At 73.7% G+C, this 18,930-nt stretch carries 13 protein-coding genes, 1 pseudogene and 1 riboswitch; of the genes and pseudogenes, 4 read left to right on the top strand and 10 right to left on the bottom strand.

What is annotated here, in order from left to right:
• Positions 1 to 5 precede the first annotated feature (5 nt).
• Entirely contained in the window at positions 6 to 446 is a 441-nt protein-coding gene (locus ACGF3H_RS14650) for an ATP-binding protein (protein ID WP_362499519.1), read from the top strand.
• Here the strand turns inward: ACGF3H_RS14650 and ACGF3H_RS14645 are convergent.
• The 10 genes and pseudogenes from ACGF3H_RS14645 to ACGF3H_RS14600 all read right to left on the bottom strand — a co-directional run bounded on the left by ACGF3H_RS14645 (position 403) and on the right by ACGF3H_RS14600 (position 12,485).
• Positions 403 to 1,845, bottom strand: a complete 1,443-nt coding sequence (locus ACGF3H_RS14645; protein WP_362499520.1) for an amino acid permease — start codon at positions 1,843 to 1,845, stop codon at positions 403 to 405. The two genes, ACGF3H_RS14650 and ACGF3H_RS14645, sit on opposite strands and share 44 nt — an antisense overlap.
• A 102-nt stretch (positions 1,846 to 1,947) precedes the next feature.
• Entirely contained in the window at positions 1,948 to 2,955 is a 1,008-nt protein-coding gene (gene argF / locus ACGF3H_RS14640) for an ornithine carbamoyltransferase (protein ID WP_362499521.1), read from the bottom strand.
• A gap of 79 nt (positions 2,956 to 3,034) precedes the next feature.
• A complete protein-coding gene (locus tag ACGF3H_RS14635) occupies positions 3,035 to 4,258 on the bottom strand; it encodes an arginine deiminase (RefSeq protein ID WP_362499523.1) in 1,224 nt (407 codons plus the stop codon).
• Positions 4,259 to 4,585: 327 nt separating this feature from the next.
• A pseudogene (locus tag ACGF3H_RS14630) lies at positions 4,586 to 7,151 on the bottom strand (polynucleotide kinase-phosphatase).
• Positions 7,148 to 8,656, bottom strand: coding sequence for a 3' terminal RNA ribose 2'-O-methyltransferase Hen1 (locus tag ACGF3H_RS14625; protein ID WP_362499525.1), 1,509 nt, complete (start codon positions 8,654 to 8,656; stop codon positions 7,148 to 7,150). The pseudogene ACGF3H_RS14630 and the gene ACGF3H_RS14625 overlap by 4 nt, the downstream one beginning before the upstream one ends.
• A 143-nt stretch (positions 8,657 to 8,799) precedes the next feature.
• Positions 8,800 to 9,723 carry an LLM class F420-dependent oxidoreductase gene (locus ACGF3H_RS14620; protein WP_362499526.1) on the bottom strand — a complete coding sequence of 308 codons (924 nt, stop codon included), beginning with the start codon at positions 9,721 to 9,723 and terminating at the stop codon, positions 8,800 to 8,802.
• Between the two features lie 47 nt (positions 9,724 to 9,770).
• On the bottom strand, positions 9,771 to 10,241 hold the full coding sequence (locus ACGF3H_RS14615) for a DUF6099 family protein (RefSeq protein WP_362499528.1): 471 nt from the start codon (positions 10,239 to 10,241) through the stop codon (positions 9,771 to 9,773).
• A gap of 177 nt (positions 10,242 to 10,418) precedes the next feature.
• Complete coding sequence (locus tag ACGF3H_RS14610) at positions 10,419 to 10,772, bottom strand: nucleotide pyrophosphohydrolase (RefSeq protein WP_362499530.1); 354 nt, start codon at positions 10,770 to 10,772, stop codon at positions 10,419 to 10,421.
• Positions 10,769 to 11,941 carry an ATP-binding protein gene (locus ACGF3H_RS14605; protein ID WP_362499531.1) on the bottom strand — a complete coding sequence of 391 codons (1,173 nt, stop codon included), beginning with the start codon at positions 11,939 to 11,941 and terminating at the stop codon, positions 10,769 to 10,771. Before ACGF3H_RS14605 ends, ACGF3H_RS14610 begins: the two co-directional genes overlap by 4 nt.
• A 151-nt stretch (positions 11,942 to 12,092) precedes the next feature.
• A complete protein-coding gene (locus tag ACGF3H_RS14600; RefSeq protein WP_362499533.1) occupies positions 12,093 to 12,485 on the bottom strand; it encodes a cell division protein SepF in 393 nt (130 codons plus the stop codon).
• A gap of 211 nt (positions 12,486 to 12,696) precedes the next feature.
• Here ACGF3H_RS14600 and ACGF3H_RS14595 point away from each other — a divergent pair, with 211 nt between their 5' ends.
• The 3 genes from ACGF3H_RS14595 (at position 12,697) to ACGF3H_RS14585 (ending at position 18,600) form a co-directional block, all read left to right on the top strand.
• Positions 12,697 to 15,828 carry an FAD-binding and (Fe-S)-binding domain-containing protein gene (locus ACGF3H_RS14595; RefSeq protein WP_362499534.1) on the top strand — a complete coding sequence of 1,044 codons (3,132 nt, stop codon included), beginning with the start codon at positions 12,697 to 12,699 and terminating at the stop codon, positions 15,826 to 15,828.
• A 787-nt stretch (positions 15,829 to 16,615) separates the two neighbouring features.
• Positions 16,616 to 18,010: a chloride channel protein gene (locus ACGF3H_RS14590; protein WP_362499536.1), complete on the top strand. Its 1,395-nt coding sequence runs from the start codon at positions 16,616 to 16,618 to the stop codon at positions 18,008 to 18,010.
• Between the two features lie 68 nt (positions 18,011 to 18,078).
• Positions 18,079 to 18,600, top strand: a complete 522-nt coding sequence (locus ACGF3H_RS14585) for a potassium channel family protein (protein ID WP_393587391.1) — start codon at positions 18,079 to 18,081, stop codon at positions 18,598 to 18,600.
• A gap of 133 nt (positions 18,601 to 18,733) precedes the next feature.
• A riboswitch (cobalamin riboswitch) is annotated at positions 18,734 to 18,919 on the top strand.
• Positions 18,920 to 18,930 lie beyond the last annotated feature (11 nt).

Below are 18,930 nucleotides of genomic sequence, written 5' to 3'. Positions count from 1 at the left end.
TCGCCGTGCACGATCGACCTTCTGCCCCCGCCCTCTGGCGCATCGCGCTGCCGCACACCACCGCGGCCGTGCCGGTGGCCCGTGCCCTGGTGCGCACGGCGCTGGCCGAACTGGAGCACACGGCCGACAGCGACACCGCGGAGCTGCTGACGGCCGAGCTGGTCGCCAACGCCGTCGAGCACACCTCCGGCGGAGCGCCGATAGAGCTGGTGGTGGAGCTGCTGCCGACCGGCTGCCAGGTCGAGGTGCACGACGGCGACCCGCGGCCGCCGGGCGACCTCACGCGCCCGGACACGGAGCCCCCCGACCCCTGGCAGGAGCACGGGCGCGGTCTGCTGCTGATCCGCGCCCTGAGCTCGTCCTGCGGCCACCGCCCCACCGACTCCGGCAAGGCGGTCTGGTTCAGGCTTCCTGGGGTACCCGCTCAGCGGCGTCCTCCGCGGTGAGCGCGGCCCGGGCGAGCCGGGAGTGCCGGCGCCCGTAGGCCGAGTAGACCAGCAGGCCCACCGCCAGGAACACGGCGAACTGGAGCCAGGTCGTCGCGCCCGTCTCGTAGATCAGGTAGAGGCAGAAGCCGACGCCGAGCAGCGGTGTCACCGGGTACAGCGGGACGCGGAAGGTGCGGGTGAGGTCCGGCTCGCGGCGACGCAGGGCGATCACCGCGACGTTGACGGCGGCCATCGTGGCCAGGGTGCCGATGGTGCACAGGTTGACCACCGCGTCCAGCGGGGCGAAGGCGGCCGGGAGCGCGAAGACCACGCCGACGATCAGGGTGCCGGCGACGGGCGTGGCCGTGCGCGGCGAGACCTTCTCGAACACCGGCGGGACGAGTCCGTCGCGGGACATGGACAGCAGGATCCGGGTCTGGCCGTACATCACGGCGAGCACCACCGAGGCGATGGCCACGACCGCGCCGAAGGCGACGATGCCGCCGCCGATCGTGGACCCGGTGACCTCGTCGACGACGTAGGACAGCGCGGCGGGCCGGTCGCCGACCGTGTCGCCGCCGACGGCGCCGATCGCGGCGACGGCGACCGCGCAGTACAGCAGGGTGACCAGGCCGATGCAGACCAGGATCGCGACGGGGATGTCCCGGCGCGGGTTCTTGGCCTCCTCACCGGCGGTGGTGATGGCGTCGAAGCCGATGTACGAGAAGAAGGCGGCCGTGGTGCCGGCGCCGATGCCGCCGAGGCCGGCCGGTGAGAACGGGGTGAGGTTGCCGTCCTTGAAGGCGGAGAAGCCGATGGCGCAGAAGGCGACGAGGACGGCGAGCTTGAGGACGGCCATCGCCGCGGTGGCCCGGGCGCTCTCGCGCACGCCCCGCACCAGCAGCACGCAGGCCAGGGCGATGACGATCACCGCGGGGAGGTTGATCAGACCGCCGTCGCCGGGGCCGGCGGAGAGCGCGTGCGGCAGCGTGAGGCCGATGACGCTGTCCAGCAGCTCGTTGACGTACTGGCTCCAGCCGACCGCGACCGCGGAGACGGACACGCCGTACTCCAGCAGGAGGCACCAGCCGACCAGGAAGGCGGTGCGCTCGCCGAGTCCCGCGTACGCGAAGGAGTACGAGGAGCCGGAGACGGGGATCGCGCCGCCCAGCTCGGCGAACGCGAACGCGGTGAAGACGCAGGTGATCGCGGCGAGCACGAAGGAGACGACGACGGCCGGGCCGGCCTCGGCGACCGAGTCGGACAGGCCGACGAAGATGCCGGTGCCGACGATGGCTCCGACGCCGAAGCAGACGAGCTGGAACAGCCCCATGGTGCGCTTCAGGCCGTGGCCTTCGCGGTCGGCGCCGGATTCGGCGACGAGGAGTCGGGGCGACTTGATGCGGTGAGCAGGCATGGCGGGTGGTGCTCGTTTCTGGTGGTGCGGGGCGCGACGGTGGTCGCGGTCGGCGGCGCGGAAGGGGTGGCTCCGGGCCGCCGGTCAGCTTATCGGTGGTGCTCAGGCGAGGGTGGCGACCAGGACGGCCTTGATGGTGTGCAGACGGTTCTCCGCCTCGTCGAAGACGATCGAGTGCGCGGACTCGAAGACCTCGTCCGTGACCTCGAGGGAGTCGAGACCGTGGGCCTCGAAGACCTCCTGGCCGACCTTGGTGCCCAGGTCGTGGAAGGCCGGCAGGCAGTGCAGGAACTTCACGTCCGGGTTGCCGGTGGCGCGCAGGACGTCCATGGTCACCGCGTACGGGGACAGCGCGGCGATCCGCTCGGCCCAGACCTCCTTGGGCTCGCCCATGGAGACCCAGACGTCCGTGACGACGAAGTCGGCGCCGCGCACGCCCTCGTCCACGGTCTCGGTGAGCGTGACGCGCGCCCCGCTCTCCTCGGCGAGCTTGCGGGCCTCCTCGACGACCTCCTGGGCGGGCCAGTAGGCCTTCGGGGCGACGATGCGCACGTCCATGCCGAGCAGGGCACCGGTGACCAGGTAGGAGTTGCCCATGTTGAAGCGGGCGTCGCCGAGGTAGGCGAAGGAGATCTCCGACAGGGGCTTGGTGCTGTGCTCGGTCATGGTGAGCACGTCGGCGAGCATCTGGGTGGGGTGCCAGTCGTCCGTCAGGCCGTTGTAGACGGGCACCCCGGCCCGGGCGGCCAGCTCCTCGACCTTCTGCTGGCTGTCGCCGCGGTACTCGATGCCGTCGAACATCCGCCCGAGCACGCGGGCGGTGTCCTTGACCGACTCCTTGTGGCCGATCTGCGAGCCCGACGGGTCCAGGTACGTGGTCGAGGCGCCCTGGTCGGCGGCGGCGACCTCGAAGGCGCAGCGGGTGCGCGTGGAGGTCTTCTCGAAGATCAGCGCGATGTTCCTGCCCCGCAGGTACGGTGTCTCGCTCCCGGCCTTCTTGGCGGCCTTCAGCTCCGCGGCCAGCTCGACCAGGCCGCGGAACTCGTCCGCGGTGAAGTCGGTCTCCTTGAGGAAGTGGCGGCCGGCGAGGGCGGTCGGGATCGTCGCCATGGGGGCGCTCCAGAGGTACAGGGACAGGGACTCCTGGAAGTCTATACGAACTTCTGAATTTATATACGGCTCGCTCGTCCTACACGGCCGCCCGTTCCACCGGACAGCTCATGCAGCGCGGTCCGCCCCGCCCCCGGCCCAGCTCGCTGCCCGGGATCTCGATCACCTCGATGCCCTGCTTGCGCAGGTGCGTGTTGGTGGTCGAGTTGCGCTCGTAGGCGACGACGACACCCGGCTCGACGGCCAGGACGTTGCAGCCGTCGTCCCACTGCTCGCGCTCGGCCGCGTGGACGTCCTGCGTCGCGGTCAGGACGCGGATCTCGCCCAGGCCGAGCGCGGCGGCGATCGCGCGGTGCATGTGCTCGGGCGGATGGTCGGTGACCTTCAGCTCCTTCTCGCCCACGCCCGGCTCGATGGTGTAGGAGCGCAGCATGCCGAGCCCGGCGTACTGGGTGAAGGTGTCTCCGTCGACCATCGTCATCACGGTGTCGAGGTGCATGACGGCCCGGCGCTTGGGCATGTCGAGGGCCACGATCGTGCGGGCGGAGCCGGCCGCGAACAGCTTGTGGGCGAGCATCTCGACGGCCTGCGGGGTGGTCCGCTCGCTCATGCCGATGAGCACGGCGCCGTTGCCGATGACCAGCACGTCACCGCCCTCGATGGTGGAGGGGTAGTCGGCCTGGCCCTCGGACCACAGGGAGAACGTCTCGTCGCGGAAGAGCGGATGGTGCCGGTAGATCGCCTCGAAGTGGACGGTCTCGCGCTGCCGGGCCGGCCAGCGCATGGCGTTGATGGAGACACCGTCGTAGATCCAGGCCGAGGTGTCGCGGGTGAACAGGTGGTTGGGCAGCGGGCCGAGCAGGAAGTCGTCCAGCTCCATCACGTGGAAGCGCACGGAGGTCGGCTCCGTGTGCGCGTCCAGGAACTCGCGCTTGGTCATGCCGCCGACCAGGGCCTCGGCGAGCTCGCGGGCGGGCAGGGTCTCGAAGGCGGCCCGGAGGTGGTCCGTGGCCAGCACTCCGTACTCCTTCTCGTCGAAGACCCGGTCCAGGACGAGCCGCCGGGCCGCCGGGACGTCCAGGGTCTCGGCGAGCAGGTCGCCGAAGAGGTGCACCTCGACCCCGCGGTCGCGGAGCACGTCGGCGAACCCGTCGTGCTCGGCGCGCGCCCGGCGCACCCAGAGCACGTCGTCGAAGAGAAGGGCGTCCTTGTTGCTGGGGGTGAGCCGTTTGAGCTCGAGATCCGGCCGGTGCAGGATGACGCGGCTGAGCCGCCCGGCCTCGGAGTCGACGTGGAATCCCATGCCTCCATCCTGACCATTCGGGCGCACGTTCACCCCCCGCTTGCGCGGACCCGTGCCGCGACGCCGGGCCGGGCGGCGCCCCTCGGGCGCAGCGAGGCCCGACAGGCGCCCGCGGGTGCGCCGGATGCGGACGGCCGCCCCGCGTGCCTCCCGTGCCCCGGGCGGGGGCCGGTGCGCGACCTGCGATGCGACGCCGGGCCGCGCCCGTCCCGTGGAGGCCGGCAGGGCCGGTCGGCCTCGAAGCGGGCCGGTGTCGGCCCCGGCACCCCCGTCGAGCCGTACGCCGGCTGAGGGCGGTGCCGGAGGACCGGGACGGGGCGAGCGGGGTCACAGGCGGGGGTCGACCGGTTCCGACTCCAGCGCCAGCACCCCGAAGACCGCCTCGTGCACCCGCCACAGCGGTTCGCCGTCCGCGAGCCGGTCCAGGGCCTCCAGACCGAGGGCGTACTCGCGGATCGCCAGCGACCGCTTGTGGTTCAGGAACCGCTGCCGCAGCCGGGCCAGGTTGTCGGGGCGCGTGTACTCGGGACCGTAGATGATCCGCAGGTACTCGCGGCCCCGGCACTTGATGCCGGGCTGCACCAGACGGCCCTTGTCGTCGCGCACCAGTGCGCCGACGGGCTTGACGACCATGCCCTCGCCGCCGCGGCCGGTCATCTCCAGCCACCAGTCGACGCCGGCGCGCACCGACTCGGGGTCGCCGGTGTCGACGTACAGCCGCCGGGTGGTCTGCAGCAGGCCGCTGCCGTCGTGCTCGACGAGCCGGTCGACGAGGGCGAGCTGCTCGTCGTGCGGCAGGGCGGCCAGGCTACGGCCCTGGGCGGCGAGGACCTGGAACGGGGCCAGGCGTACGCCGTCCAGACCGTCGGTGGTCCAGCAGTAGCGGCGGTAGGCGTCGGTGAACGCGGCGGCGTCCGCGGACCGGGCGCGCTGGCGGTCCAGCAGCCCGGAGACGTCGACGCCCCGTGCCGCGGCGCCCTCCAGGGCGGCCAGCGCGCCGGGGAACACCGCGCCGGAGGCGGCGCCCACGGCGGCGTACTGGGAGCGCAGCAGCCCGGAGGCCTTCAGCGACCACGGCATCAGCTCGGCGTCCAGCAGCAGCCAGTCGGTGGACAGCTCGTCCCACAGGCCGGCCCCGCCGATCGCCGTGCGCAGCCGGCCGAGGATCTCCTCGGTGAGGGACTGGTCGTCGAGGAACGGGCGGCCGGTGCGGGTGTAGAGCGCGCCGGCCGGGCCGTCCACTCCGAAGCGGCGGCGCGCCGCCTCCGCGTCGCGGCACACCAGGGCGACGGCCCGGGAGCCCATGTGCTTCTCCTCGCACACGACCCGCGCCACCCCGTCGGCCGCGTACTGCGCGAACGCCTCCCTCGGGTGCTCCAGGTAGCCGTCCACCCCCGAGGTGGCGGTGGGTGCCATGGTCGGCGGCAGGTACGGCAGCAGGCGGGGGTCGGTCGCGAAGCGGCTCATGACCTCCAGGGCGGCGGCGCCGTTCTCCTCCCGGACGGTGATGCGGCCGGCGTGCCGGGTCTCCACGGCCCGTCGGCCCTGGACGTCCGCCAGGTCCAGCGGCCGGCCGTCGTGCCCGCCGGGCGCCTCGGTGCGCAGCGGCTTCGCCGGCTCGTACCAGACCCGCTCGGCGGGTACGTCGACCAGCTCGCGCTCCGGCCAGCGCAGCGCGGTGAGCTTGCCGCCGAAGACGGCGCCGGTGTCCAGGCAGATGGTGTTGTTGAGCCAGGTGGCCTCGGGGACGGGGGTGTGGCCGTAGACGACGGCCGCGCGGCCCCGGTAGTCCTCCGCCCACGGGTAGCGCACCGGCAGCCCGAACTCGTCGGTCTCACCGGTGGTGTCGCCGTACAGGGCGTGGCTGCGGACCCGGCCGGAGGTGCGGCCGTGGTACTTCTCCGGCAGACCGGCGTGGCAGACCACGAGCCGTCCGCCGTCGAGGACGTAGTGGCTGACCAGGCCCTCGATGAACTCCCGTACCTCGGCGCGGAACTCCTCGCTCTCGGCGTCCATCTGCGCGACCGTCTCGGCGAGTCCGTGGGTGTGCTGGACGTTGCGGCCCTTGAGGTGGCGGCCGTACTTGTTCTCGTGGTTGCCGGGCACGCACAGCGCGTTCCGACTTCACCATGGCCATCACGCGGCGCAGCACGCCGGGGCTGTCGGGGCCGCGGTCGACGAGGTCGCCGACGAAGACGGCGGTGCGGCCCTCGGGGTGGACGCCGTCGGTGTAGCCGAGCTTGCCGAGCAGCGACTCCAGCTCGGCGGCGCAGCCGTGGACGTCGCCGACGATGTCGAAGGGGCCGGCGAGGTGGGTCAGGTCGTTGAACCGCTTCTCGGTGACGACGGTGGCGTGCTCGATCTCCTCGGCGCCGCGCAGGACGTGCACCTTGCGGAAGCCCTCCCGCTCCAGCCGGCGCAGGGAGCGGCGGAGTTCGCGGGTGTGGCGCTGAATCACCCGGCGGGGCATGTCGGCGCGGTCGGTGCGGGCGGCGTTGCGCTCGGCGCAGACCTGCTCGGGGACGTCGAGGACGATGGCGATCGGCAGGACGTCGTGCTTCCTGGCCAGGTCGATCAGCTGACGCCGTGCGTCCTGCTGCACGTTCGTCGCGTCCACGACGGTGCGGCGGCCCGCGGCGAGCCGCTTGCCCGCGATGTAGTGCAGGACGTCGAAGGCGTCCCGGCTCGCGCTCTGGTCGTTCTCGTCGTCCGCGACCAGACCTCGGCAGAAGTCGGAGGAGATGACCTCCGTGGGCGTGAAGTGGCGGCGGGCGAACGTGGACTTGCCGGAGCCCGAGGCGCCGATCAGCACGACGAGGGAGAGGTCGGTGACCGGCAGGGCGCGGGCCCGTGCGGTGGCGTCGGTGGTGCCGGTGGTGCCGGTGGTGGTCATGCGGCCTTCTCCTCCTTCTCGTTCGCGGTCTTCGGGTCGATCGCGGTCTTCGGGTCGTTCGCGGCCAGGGTGAACACGGCCATCTGGGTGGGCGGGCCCACCTCGGGGTCGTCGGGTCCGACGGGGCGGAACTCCACGGCGTAGCCGTGCCGTTCGGCGACCCTCCGCGCCCAGGCCCGGAACTCCTCGCGGGTCCACTCGAAGCGGTGGTCGCGGTGGCGTACGTGACCTGCCGGGAGGGTCTCCCAGCGCACGTTGTACTCCACGTTGGGTGTGGTGACGACGACGGTGCGGGGCCGGGCGGAGCCGAAGACGGCGTACTCCAGCGCGGGCAGCCTCGGCAGGTCGAGGTGTTCGATCACCTCGCTGAGCACGGCGGCGTCGTACCCCTTGAGCCGCTTGTCGGTGTAGGCGAGGGAGCCCTGGAACAGGTTCACGCGGGCGGCCTGCCGCTCCCCCATGCGGTCCAGCTTCAGCCGGCGCGCGGCGATGGCGAGCGCGCGCACGGACACGTCCACGCCGGCGATCTCGGTGAACCGCGGGTCCTTGAGCAGCTCGCGCACCAGGTGCCCCTCGCCGCAACCGAGGTCGAGGACGCGCGCGGCGGCGCCGTGCCGGAGCGCGGTGAGGATCGCTTCGCGGCGCTGCACGGCGAGGGGGGTGGGCTTCTCCTCGGTCTCCGGGGCCGCCTCCTGGGCGACGGCGTTGTCGATCTCCTCGACGACGCTGTCGTCGGTCTCGGCCAGCCGGAGGAGCTCCAGCCGGTCCATCGCCTCGCGGGTCAGCGACCAGCGGCGGGACAGGAAGCGGTTGGTGATGAGCCGCACCTCGGGGTGGTGGTACAGCCAGGCTCCGCCGGCCCGCATCAGCTTGTCCACCTCGTCCGGGGCGACCCAGTAGTGCTTGGCGTCGTCCAGCACCGGGAGGAGGACGTACAGGTGGCGCAGTGCATCGGACAGGGTGAGCGCGTCCGACTCCAGCGTCAGCCTCACGTAGCGGGAGTCGCCCCACTCGGGGAACGCGGTGTCCAGCGGGACGGGTTCCACGGTGACCGCCCAGCGGAGCGGCTCGAACAGACGGCGTACGAGGTCGGGGCCGCCGCGGGCGGGCAGCACGGGCACCTCGACACGCAGCGGGAGCGGTGCGGCGGCGCGCTCGGGGCGTGCCGTGCACACGCCGCGCAGCGCGCTGGAGAAGACGTTGGCGAGGGCCACGGCGAGGAGGGAGGAGGCCGCGTAGGGCCGGTCGTTGACGTACTGCGCGAGTGCCGCGTCGGGAGCGCCGCCGCGTCCCTTGCCCTTGCCGCGCCGGACCAGGGCCACCGTGTCCACCTCCAGCAGCAGCGCCGCCGTGCAGCGCTGTTCGTCCGCCTCGGGGTAGAGCACGTGGGCCGTGCCGAACGAGGTGGAGAACGCCTGCGCCTTGTCGGGATGCTTGTGCAGCAGGAAGCCGAGGTCGGTCGCGGGGCGCTCGGGGGTGCCGGTGGTGGTGATGGTCAGGAACATGCGGAGGGCCTCTCCGGCTGGACGGGACACAACTGCGCCGTCGTACGCGAAAGCCCCCAGGAGCGGTGATCCTGGGGGCTCGGCAGGACGACGGTCACACGATCGCACAGGGCGGACGGCCGGCGCCTTCGTTTATCGCGGGGTCAGGTCAGCTGCGTCTGCACCCGGGAGGAGATCAGCTCCAGGTGGTCCAGGTCGTCGAGGTCGAGGATCTGGAGGTAGATCCGCTGGGCGCCGGCGGCGGCGTAGCGGCCGATCTTGTCGACGACCTCGGCCGGGGATCCCGCCAGGCCGTTGGCCTTCAGCTCGTCGACCTCGCGGCCGATCACGGCGGCCCGGCGGGCGACCTCGGCGTCGTCCTTGCCGACGCAGACGACCAGGGCGTTGGAGTAGGTCAGCGCGTCGGCGCCGCGGCCGGCCTGCTCGGCGGCGGCCCGTACCCGGGCGAACTGGCGCTCGGTGTCCTCGATCGAGGCGAACGGGATGTTGAACTCGTCGGCGTACTGCGCGGCGAGACGCGGGGTGCGGGTGGCGCCGTGACCGCCGATGAGCACGGGCACCTTCGCCTGGGCCGGCTTGGGCAGCGCGGGCGAGTCGGTGAGCTCGTAGAACTTCCCGTGGAAGTCGAAGGTCTTGCCGGTCTCCGTGGCCCACAGGCCGGTGACGATGGCCAGTTGTTCCTCGAGGCGGGCGAACTTCTCCTTCGGGAAGGGGATGCCGTACGCCTTGTGCTCCTCCTCGAACCAGCCCGCGCCCAGGCCCAGCTCGACGCGGCCGCCGGACATCCGGTCGACCTGGGCGACCTGGATGGCGAGCACGCCGGGCAGCCGGAAGGTGCCTGCGGTCATGAGCGTGCCGAGCCGGATGCGCTTGGTCTCGCGGGCGAGGCCGGCCAGGGTGATCCAGGCGTCGGTGGGTCCGGGGAGACCGTCCGCGGAGCCCATGGCGAGGTAGTGGTCGCTGCGGAAGAAGGCGTCGAAACCGAGGTCCTCGGTGGCCTTGGCGACGGCGAGCAACGTGTCGTAGGTGGCCCCCTGCTGGGGCTCGGTGAAGATACGGAGTTCCATGTCCTCCATCCTGCCCGGTCGGACGGCGTACGCCGGACAGGCTCCGCCTATCCCGCCTGCCGCTCCGGTAAGGAGGCGTCCCGGTCCGCCAGTCTGCGCAGCATCTCCAGGACCCGGTCGCGCGATTCGTCCGCCGCGTCGATGGCCTCCATGCACTGCCAGTAGGTGCCCTCGTCCTCCACCGTGCAGGCGATGCCGACGAGGGCGATGCCGATCTCGCCGAGGAGCGTGCCGAGGCACATCAGGGCCTGGCGGGCGTCGCCCAGCTCGGTGAGCTGGGCCGCGCGCAGCTCACCCGGGGCCAGCTCGGGAGTGCGCAGCACTCCGCAGCCCCGGCCCGCCAGTTCGGTCAGCCCCAGGGCCTCGCCGCGCAGTTCGGGCGGCCCCTGGACCGCCAGCCGGCTGCCGATCGCCTGGGCGAGAGCCTGCGTCTGCCACACCTCCGTCAGGATCTCCGGCACCGCGCCGCCGGCCGCCAGGGCACGTCCGCTCTTCACGATGAGCCGCACCGCGTCCATGCGCTGCCCCCGTCTGTCCGACGCGCCCCTGGCGCGTCCGCCCGAACTCCGTTGCTCACTACCCAGAGTGAAGGCGCGGGGGACGAAAAGCTATAGCTGGGCAGAAATATTCGGACAACAATGGGGATACGGACCCGGGCGTGACTGCGGAGAGTGATAACGGAGTGCGTGGCTCCCCTATTCCTCGCCCTCGCCTCGCGCGGGAAACCGGGACTCGTTGCGGTCGATCTTCGCGTCCAGCGCGGCGAGCGGGTCGATGCCGAGCACCTCGCAGAACTGGAGCAGGTACGCCAGGACATCGGCGACCTCGTCCCGGACGCGGTGCGCGGAGTCGGGATCGTCCATGACACGGGCCGACTGCTCGGGCGTCAGCCACTGGAAGATCTCGACGAGTTCGGACGCCTCCACGCTGAGCGCGGCGACCAGGTTCTTCGGGGTGTGGTACGGCTGCCAGTTCCGCGCGGCGGCGAACTCGGCCAGCCTGCGCTGCAGCGCCGCGAGGTCCGGGGAAGGCCGGGGATGATCGGTCACGGCCCCAGGTGTACCACCGTGACGCCCGGTGCCGCCGCCCAGGAGGCGTCCGCGACGGCGCCGACGAGGCGGATGTGCCCGCGGTCGCACATGCGGGCCGCCAGCCGGAGCAGTTCGGCGCGCTGACGCACGTCCAGGCCGCGGTCGAGGCCGTCGGCGAGGACGGTGAGCGTCTGCAGCGCGGCGGGCACCTCGCCGGCCGGGTCGACCTCCAGGACGCCGGGGCCGGTGAAGAGCACGAGGGCGAGGGCGAGGTAGCGCAGCTCGCCGTAGCCGAGGCGCGGGAGGCCGGTGCGGATGCCGTCGCCCCGGTCCAGCAGTGCGCGGACCGCACCGCCGGCGAGCGGTTCGGTCACGACGTCCTCGACGGGGCCCGCGCATCCGGCGCGCACGGCGGTGACGAACTGGGCGTGGCGCCGGCCGCACTCGGTCCGGGTGCGCCACAGCACGTCGGCGAGGTTGTCGCAGCCGCCGAGCAGCCGTCCGGAGCCGGTGGGCACGGGCGCGCGCATCCGGGCGGGGCGCGGGTCGCAGGCGAAGACGGAGCGCAGGGCGACCACCGTCTGCTCGGCCGCCGCCAGCACCCTGCGCTGCCCGTCGGTCTTGCCGGCCACGCGCAGCGGCAGCAGCGGGGTGCCGAGCCGGTCGTCGGGCAGCGGGGCGCGGGTGACCGGCGCCGACCCGGCCGTGTGCCAGGCGGCCTGCACGGCCCGTCGGCCGGGGTCGCGCAGGGCGGTCTGGAGCAGGACGAGTCCACCGGCCGTCAGCCGCTCCCCCACGATGCGCAGTTCGGGCTCCGCCTGCACGGCGACGTCGAGGCTGACGGGCCCCTCGGGGCCGTCGACCGTGCAGCCGATGCGGAAGCCGCGGCGCCGCTGGGCGTCGGGGCGTGCCCGCTCGGGGACGCAGGCGACCGGGTCGGGGAAGACCGTGCCGAGTTCCGCGCCGCCGCCGAGGCGGGCGAGCGCCTCGTACGCCCGCAGCGCGCTGGTCTTGCCGCAGCCGCTGGGCCCGGCGAACAGGGTGAGGGGCGCCAGCGGGATCCTGGCGCGCTGGTGACGGGCGAACGCGGACAGCCGCAGTTCCGTGACGCGCGGTCGGTCCGGGTGCGCGGGAGCGGGGGCAGGGGCAGGGGCGGGGGACGCCGTCGACGCGGGTGACACGGCCATGTCCGGACCGTAGGGCTCCGGATTCCGGGCGAACCGTTCCGTCCGGGCGACGTTCCCACGATCGGGGGACGGGCCCGTCGGGCCGGGGGTGCGGGTCACACGCCGGGGTCCGCCGGACCCTCGCCGCACCGGCCCCCGGCCCGGAGGACCTTCAGAGCCCGGGGACCCCGGCCGCGCCCTCCATCAGGCCGTTGACCTCGGTGCCGGCCGGCGTCAGGAGGAACACGTTGCGGTCGACCCGGTGCATGCCGCTGGCCAGGCCGAAGACGACGCCCGTGCTGAAGTCCAGGACCCGCTTGGCGACCTCCGTCTCGGCGCTGGTCAGGTCCAGGAGCACCGGGATGCCGCCCATCAGTGTCTCGGCGACGTCGCGGGCGTCCGCGAAGACGTTGACCCGCAGGACGACGAAACGGCGGCGCGCCTCCGTCTCCGCCTCCGGCATGGCGCGATGCCCGACCGACGACGGCCAGGCGTCGCGCCCGCGCAACGGAACGACCTGGGCGAGCCCTTCCCACTGTTCATCGGTGACGTCGTAGCTGTTCACCGGCTCCCCCGATTCCACTCGCCTTCATTGCGTGCACCAGCCAATTCTTACGTCAACTCACCCGTTCGGCCCAACAGCGACACGGTCCGCGGCCGTCCCGGCGCTCACCGCCACCCCGAGGTTGCCGCGCCCCGCGGGGGGTACCCGCCGGCAGCCGCGCGGCACGGCCGGCCGCGGTCGTCGCACCGTACATCTCGCCGAGGAGGGTCCCATGGGCGCGCTGAACCTGCCCGAACCCGTCGTCCGCGACGGGGCGCCGCCGCCTGTGGACACCGCCGGGCTGCGGGCGGCGCTGCGCGAGCGGGTCGACGGCGAGGTCAGGTTCGACGCGGGGAGCCGGGCGGCGTACTCGACGGACGCCTCGAACTTCCGGCAGACACCGATCGGCGTGGTCGTCCCGCGCACCCCCGAGGCGGGCGCCGAGGCGGTGGCCGTGGCCCGGGAGTTCGGCGCGCCGGTGCTGTCGCGGGGCGGCGGGACCAGCCTGGCCGGACAGTGCACCAACGCGGGCGTGGTCCTCGACTGGTCGAAGTACTGCACGCGCGTGGAGTCCGTGGACGCGGACGCGCGGACCTGTGTCGTGCAGCCGGGGATCGTGCTGGACGACCTCAACCGGCAGCTCGCCCCGCACGGTCTGCGCTTCGGACCCGAACCCGCCACCCACGCCAACTGCACCATCGGCGGCATGATCGGCAACAACTCCTGCGGGGCCACCGCGCAGGCGCACGGCAAGGTCGTCGACAACATCGCCCGCCTGGAGGTGCTGCTCTACGACGGCACCCGTTTCTGGTGCGGGGAGACCGGCGACGAGGAGTACGCCGAGATCGAACGGCAGGGCGACCTGCGGGCGACGGTGTACCGGCGGCTGCGGGCCCTGCGCGACACCTACGCCGACGAGATCCGCCGCCGGTTCCCGGACATCCCGCGCCGGGTGTCCGGCTACAACCTGGACTCGCTGCTGCCGGAGTACGGCTTCGACGTCGCCGGACTGCTGGTGGGCAGCGAGTCGACGCTGGTCACCGTCCTGCGGGCGGAGCTGGAACTCGTGCCGGTGGTGAGGGAGCGCACGCTGGTGGTGCTGGGGTTCGACAGCATCGAGCGGGCCGCCGACGCGGTGCCCGACGTGCTGCCGCACGAGCCGATCGCGCTGGAGGGCGTCGACGCCCGGCTGGTGCGCGACGAACGGATCAAGCGCCTCAACGCGAAGGCACTGGCCGAGATGCCCGACGGGGACGCCTTCCTGATGGTGCAGTTCGGGGGCGACACCGTCGAGGAGGCGGACGCGCGGGCGCACCGGATGCTGGAGGCGGTGCACCGTTCCGAGCACGACGCCGACTGCGCGTTCATGGACGACCCCGCGCACGAACAGGACCTGTGGCAGGTCCGCGAGGCCGGTCTCGGCGCCACCGCCCACATCCCGGGCAGGCCCGACACCTTCGAGGGCTGGGAGGACTCGGCGGTGGCGCCGGAGAAGCTGGGCGACTACCTGCGCCGGCTGCGGTCCCTGTTCGAGGAGTTCGGCTATCTCAGCGACACGGGTCCCAGCCTGTACGGCCACTTCGGGCAGGGCTGCGTGCACACCCGCATCCCCTTCGACCTGTACACCGCCGACGGGGTGGCGGCCTACCGCCGGTTCATGGAACGGGCGGCCGACCTGGTCGTGGAGTTCGGCGGGTCGCTGTCGGGCGAGCACGGCGACGGGCAGAGCCGGGGCGAGCTGCTGCCGCGCATGTTCGGCGACGACCTGGTGGAGGCGTTCGGGCGGCTGAAGGCCGTGTTCGACCCGCTGGACCGGATGAACCCCGGGAAGGTCGTGGCGCCGTACGGGCTCGACGAGAACCTGCGGCTCGGCGGCGACTGGGCCCCGTACGAGCCCCGCGACCTGCACTTCCGCTTCCCGCACGACGGCGGGTCGTTCTCGCAGGCCGCCAACCGGTGCGTCGGCGTCGGCAAGTGCCGCCAGCACACCAGCGACGGCACGGTGATGTGCCCGTCGTACCAGGTGACCCGCGAGGAGGAGCACTCCACGCGGGGCCGGGCGCGGCTGCTGTTCGAGATGCTCGACGGGCACGGGGACGGGGCGGTCCGGGACGGCTGGCGCTCGGAGGCGGTCAAGGACGCCCTCGATCTGTGCCTCGCCTGCAAGGGCTGCAAGAAGGACTGTCCGGCCGACGTGGACATGGCCACGTACAAGGCGGAGTTCCTGTCCCACCACTACGCGGGACGGCCGTGGCGCAGGCCCCGCTCGGACTGGTCGATGGGCTGGCTGCCGGTGCTCGCGCAGGCCGTGGGCCGTGCCCGGCTCGGGCCGGTCGTCAACGCGCTCACGCACACGCCGTTGCTGTCCCGGGCCGCCGTGGCCCTCGCGGGTGTGGCGGACCGGGAGGTGCCGCTGTTCGCGGAGCGGACGTTCGAGCAGTGGTTCGCCCGGCACGAGCCGGAGGGCGACGGGCGGCGCGGCACCGTGCTGCTGTGGCCGGACACCTTCACCAACCATTTCCACCCGCACGTCGGGCGGGCGGCCGTGCGGGTGCTGGAGCACGCGGGCTGGCGGGTGGAGCTGCCGGGCGAGCCGCTGTGCTGCGGGCTGACGTGGATCTCCACCGGGCAGCTCGGCACGGCGGAGCGGGTCCTCACCCGGACCGTGCGCAGCCTGGCCCCGCACGTGCGGGCGGGCGGTCTGGTGGTGGCCCTGGAGCCGAGCTGCACGGCCGTGTTCCGGGCGGACGCGGGGGAACTGTTCCCCGGCGACCAGGACGTGCGCCGGCTGGCGGAACAGACGGTGACGCTGTCGGAGCTGCTGACCGAGCACTCCCCCGGCTACGAGCCGCCGCAGGTGCCCGAGCGGTCCGCGAGGGCGCTGGCCCAGGTGCACTGCCACCAGCACGCGGTCATGGGCTGGGACGCCGACCGCGAGTTGCTGCGCCGGGCCGGGGTGGACGCCGAGCGGCTGGACTCCGGCTGCTGCGGGCTGGCCGGCAACTTCGGCTTCGAGCGCGGGCATCTGGACGTCAGCGAGGCGTGCGCGGAGCGGGTGCTGCTGCCGCGGCTGCGGGAGGAGGACGAGGCGACCGTGGTGCTCGCCGACGGGTTCAGCTGCCGCACGCAGATCCACGAGTTCGACAGCGGCGGTCACGAGGGCGTGCACCTGGCGGAGCTGCTGGCCTCGGCGCTGCCCGGCTCCGCCGGGAACACGGACGCGCCGGGCAGCGCCTACGGCACCGCACCGGGCGTCCGCCCCGCGCCCCCCGGCCGCCGGACGCGGGCCCTGACCCTCGCGGCCACCGCCCTGGCCGCGGCAGCCACGGCGACCGCACTGTCCCGCGGCCTGCGACGCCACTGAGCCGACACCTGCGTTCCCCTGCGGGACCCGCCCCGCGCACCCGGCCACCCGGGCACGGGCACCCGTGCGATCACCACCGGCACGCAGCGGCACCAGGCCGCGGCCCACGACGCCCACTGAGCCGACACCCGCGTTCCCCTGCGGGACCCACCCCGCGCACCCGGCCACCCGGGCACGGGCACCCGTGCGATCACCACCGGCACGCAACGGCACCGGGCCGCGGCCCACGACGCCCACTGAGCCGACACCCGCCCTCCTCTACGGGACCCGCCCGCACACCCGGCCACCCAGGCACGGGCACCGTCCGGTCACCACCGGCACGCAGCGGCATCGGGCGCGGCCCGCCACTTAGCCGCCCCGCCACGCCGGGGCAGCACCGCCCCGGGACCGACGTGGCCCCCGCACGGCCCCACGGCGCCGGCGCCGTCCGGTCCGGAGGCCGCGGTGCCGCCGAACGGGGCTGACACCCGCAGGGACGCGTTCCCGCCTCGGCTGGGCCACCGGGCCTCCTCCCCGGCCGCCGCACACACCCGTGACGAGGCGGGCTCCGAGCCGGGTCGTGTGCCCGTCTGCGGTGGGCGGCGGGACCGGGCGGGCGGCATACGCCCGGAGGGCGGTTCGTGGCATGCGGGGGCGGTGGTCCTCGCGTTAACTGAGGCGCACACGATGCACGCGCGGCGGGCCGTCGGTCCGCGTCGAGAGGTGGGCGGACCATGGGAGGGCCCGTGACGACTCAGCCCCTGCCGCCGCTCGCCGGGCCCGCCCCGGGATCGCGCCGGACGGCCCCGTGACGGCGCCCGAGGGCCCGGCGGCCGAGGGCCCGGCGGCCGAACCGGCGAACGCCGTTCCGGCCCGGGCCGAGCAGTCCCTGCGGCACACCCTGCTCAGCCCCGGGTATCTGCTGCTGTTGCTGCTGTGCGTGCTGCTCGGCGTACCGATCGCGCTGGCCTGCTTCTTCTTCGTCAGCCTGCAGCACGAGCTGCAGCACTGGGTGTGGACGTCGCTGCCGGAGGCCGCCGGGTACGGCGACCCGCCCTGGTGGTGGCCGCTGCCCGCGCTGGTGCTGGCGGGACTGATCCTGGCGCCGATCGTGACCCGGATGCCGGGCGGCGGAGGGCATCTGCCGGTGAACGGGCTGGGCGGCGCGCCCGTCGGGCCGAAGGCGCTGCCGGGTGCCGTCCTGGCCGCGCTGGCCACCCTGCCGCTCGGTGTGGTCCTGGGCCCCGAGGCCCCCCTGATGGCCGTCGGCAGCGGGCTCGCCCTGCTCGCGGTGCGGCGGGCGCGCGCGGACCCGAAGGCGAGCGCGATCCTGGCGACGGCCGGCTCGACCGCCGCGATCTCCACGATCCTCGGCGGCCCGGTGGCGGCGGCCGTTCTGCTCATGGAGGGCGCGGGGCTGGCCGGCGCCCGGATGGCCGCCCTGCTGCTGCCGTGTCTGCTGGCCAGCGCGACGGGCGCCCTGGTCTTCACGGGCTTCGGACAGTGGACCGGCCTGGACATCGGCGCGCTGTCGCTGCCGCAGGTGCCGCCGAGCACCGGCCCCGACGCCGCTGACTTCCTGTGGGGCGTCCCGACGGCGGCGCTGATCGCGGTACTGATCACGCTGGCCCGCGCGCTCGGCCGCCGCACCGTCGGCTGGACCAGCCACCGCACGGCTGTCCGCACCGTCCTGTGCGCCACGGCGGTCGGCGTCTGCATCGCCGCGTACGCCCTGATCACCGGCCGTTCGCCGGCGGAGGCGGCGTTGTCCGGTCAGGCGGCTCTCGCCCAGCTCGCCGCGCATCCGCACGCCTGGTCCGTGGGCGCGCTCGTCGCGCTCGTCGCGTGCAAGGGGCTGGCGTGGGGCATCGCCCTGGGCAGTCTGCGCGGGGGCCCGATCTTCCCCTCCGTGCTGCTGGGCACGGCGACGGCGATGGCCTGCTCGGGCCTGCCCGGCTTCGGCGTCACCCCGGCCCTCGCCCTCGGCATCTCCGCCGCGGCGGCCGCGGTGACGGGGCTGCCACTGGCCAGTTCGGTGCTCGCGGTCCTGCTGGTGGGCAGGGACGCGCACGACCAGATGCCGCTGATCGTCGTCGCGTCGGTGGTCTCGTTCGTCGTCGCCCAGGTGATCCGCCGAAGCCCACCGGAGACGGAGGCATCGGCGCGGCCGGGGGCGGCACCCGAGGCGGAGCCGGATCGGTGACCTGCCGTCGGGACGGCCGGGACCGCCGGGCCGGGCCCGGTGCCTCCCTGCGTTCGGCGCGTCCCTGGCTGGCCAGGGTGGGTGTGGCCCTGGGCCTCGTCGTGGCCTACTTCCTGCTGCCCCTCGACCGGCTGGGCCCCCACCACCCGGTGCTGAGCTGGGTCTTCTTCGCCGTGGGTCTGACGGCCGTGGCCGCGCTGCTGCTGCGGCAGATCCGCCACGTCCTCACCGGCCGCACGGACACCCATCCCGGTGTGGTCATCCCCCTGCTGGTCCTGCTGTCGGTGCACGTCTTCGCCGCGACCTACTACGTCCTGGCCAAGCAGCCCGGTGAGTTCGACGGGCTGCGCACCCGCGTCGACTCCCTGTACTTCACCGTCGTCACCCTGGCCACCGTCGGCTACGGGGACATCACCCCGCGGGGCCAGACGGCGCGGATCGTGACGATCCTGCAGATCATCTACAGCTTCGTCTTCCTCACCGCCGCCGGCACGGCACTGGGCCAGCAGCTGCGTTCCCGGGTGGCCGGGCACGGCGACGACGAGCCCGGCCGTGACGACCCGCCACCTCGCCCTCCGCCACGGGGGTGAGGAGATCTTCGCCACGTAGCGCGAGGAGTGCGGCGCCGTACGGCGGGGCGCCGGCACGGAATGCAGTCACGGCCGCGGGTCCGGCGGGGGCCGGCCGCGGGGAGGCCCGCTTGTCACCACCCTCGTGGGCGCACTACTGTCGCCACGCCTTGGTGAACGGGAAATCCGGTGAAGTACCGGTGCGGCCCTCGCCACTGTGATCGGGAAGTCCGGCTCCAGCCCTCACGGGCAGCCACTGGGTCCTCGCGGACCCGGGAAGGCGGAGTGCGGGCGGTGGTACCCGTCAGCCAGGAGACCGGCCAAGGCGCGTCGTCCATCCACGAGGTGCTG

Source organism: Streptomyces sp. NPDC048185, assembly GCF_043202495.1.
Lineage (GTDB): Bacteria > Actinomycetota > Actinomycetes > Streptomycetales > Streptomycetaceae > Streptomyces.
The sequence above is the reverse complement of the archived record's forward strand: the minus strand, read 5'-3'. Positions and strand labels throughout refer to the sequence as shown.

Excerpts from the sequence above, each read along its gene's own strand:
- ACGF3H_RS14645 (WP_362499520.1), bottom strand. The coding sequence starts at position 1,845 with ATGCCTGCTCACCGCATCAAGTCGCCCCGACTCCTCGTCGCCGAATCC.
- argF (WP_362499521.1), bottom strand. The coding sequence starts at position 2,955 with ATGGCGACGATCCCGACCGCCCTCGCCGGCCGCCACTTCCTCAAGGAG.
- ACGF3H_RS14635 (WP_362499523.1), bottom strand. The coding sequence starts at position 4,258 with ATGGGATTCCACGTCGACTCCGAGGCCGGGCGGCTCAGCCGCGTCATC.
- ACGF3H_RS14625 (WP_362499525.1), bottom strand. The coding sequence starts at position 8,656 with ATGTTCCTGACCATCACCACCACCGGCACCCCCGAGCGCCCCGCGACC.
- ACGF3H_RS14620 (WP_362499526.1), bottom strand. The coding sequence starts at position 9,723 with ATGGAACTCCGTATCTTCACCGAGCCCCAGCAGGGGGCCACCTACGAC.
- ACGF3H_RS14615 (WP_362499528.1), bottom strand. The coding sequence starts at position 10,241 with ATGGACGCGGTGCGGCTCATCGTGAAGAGCGGACGTGCCCTGGCGGCC.
- ACGF3H_RS14605 (WP_362499531.1), bottom strand. The coding sequence starts at position 11,941 with ATGGCCGTGTCACCCGCGTCGACGGCGTCCCCCGCCCCTGCCCCTGCC.
- ACGF3H_RS14595 (WP_362499534.1), top strand. The coding sequence starts at position 12,697 with ATGGGCGCGCTGAACCTGCCCGAACCCGTCGTCCGCGACGGGGCGCCG.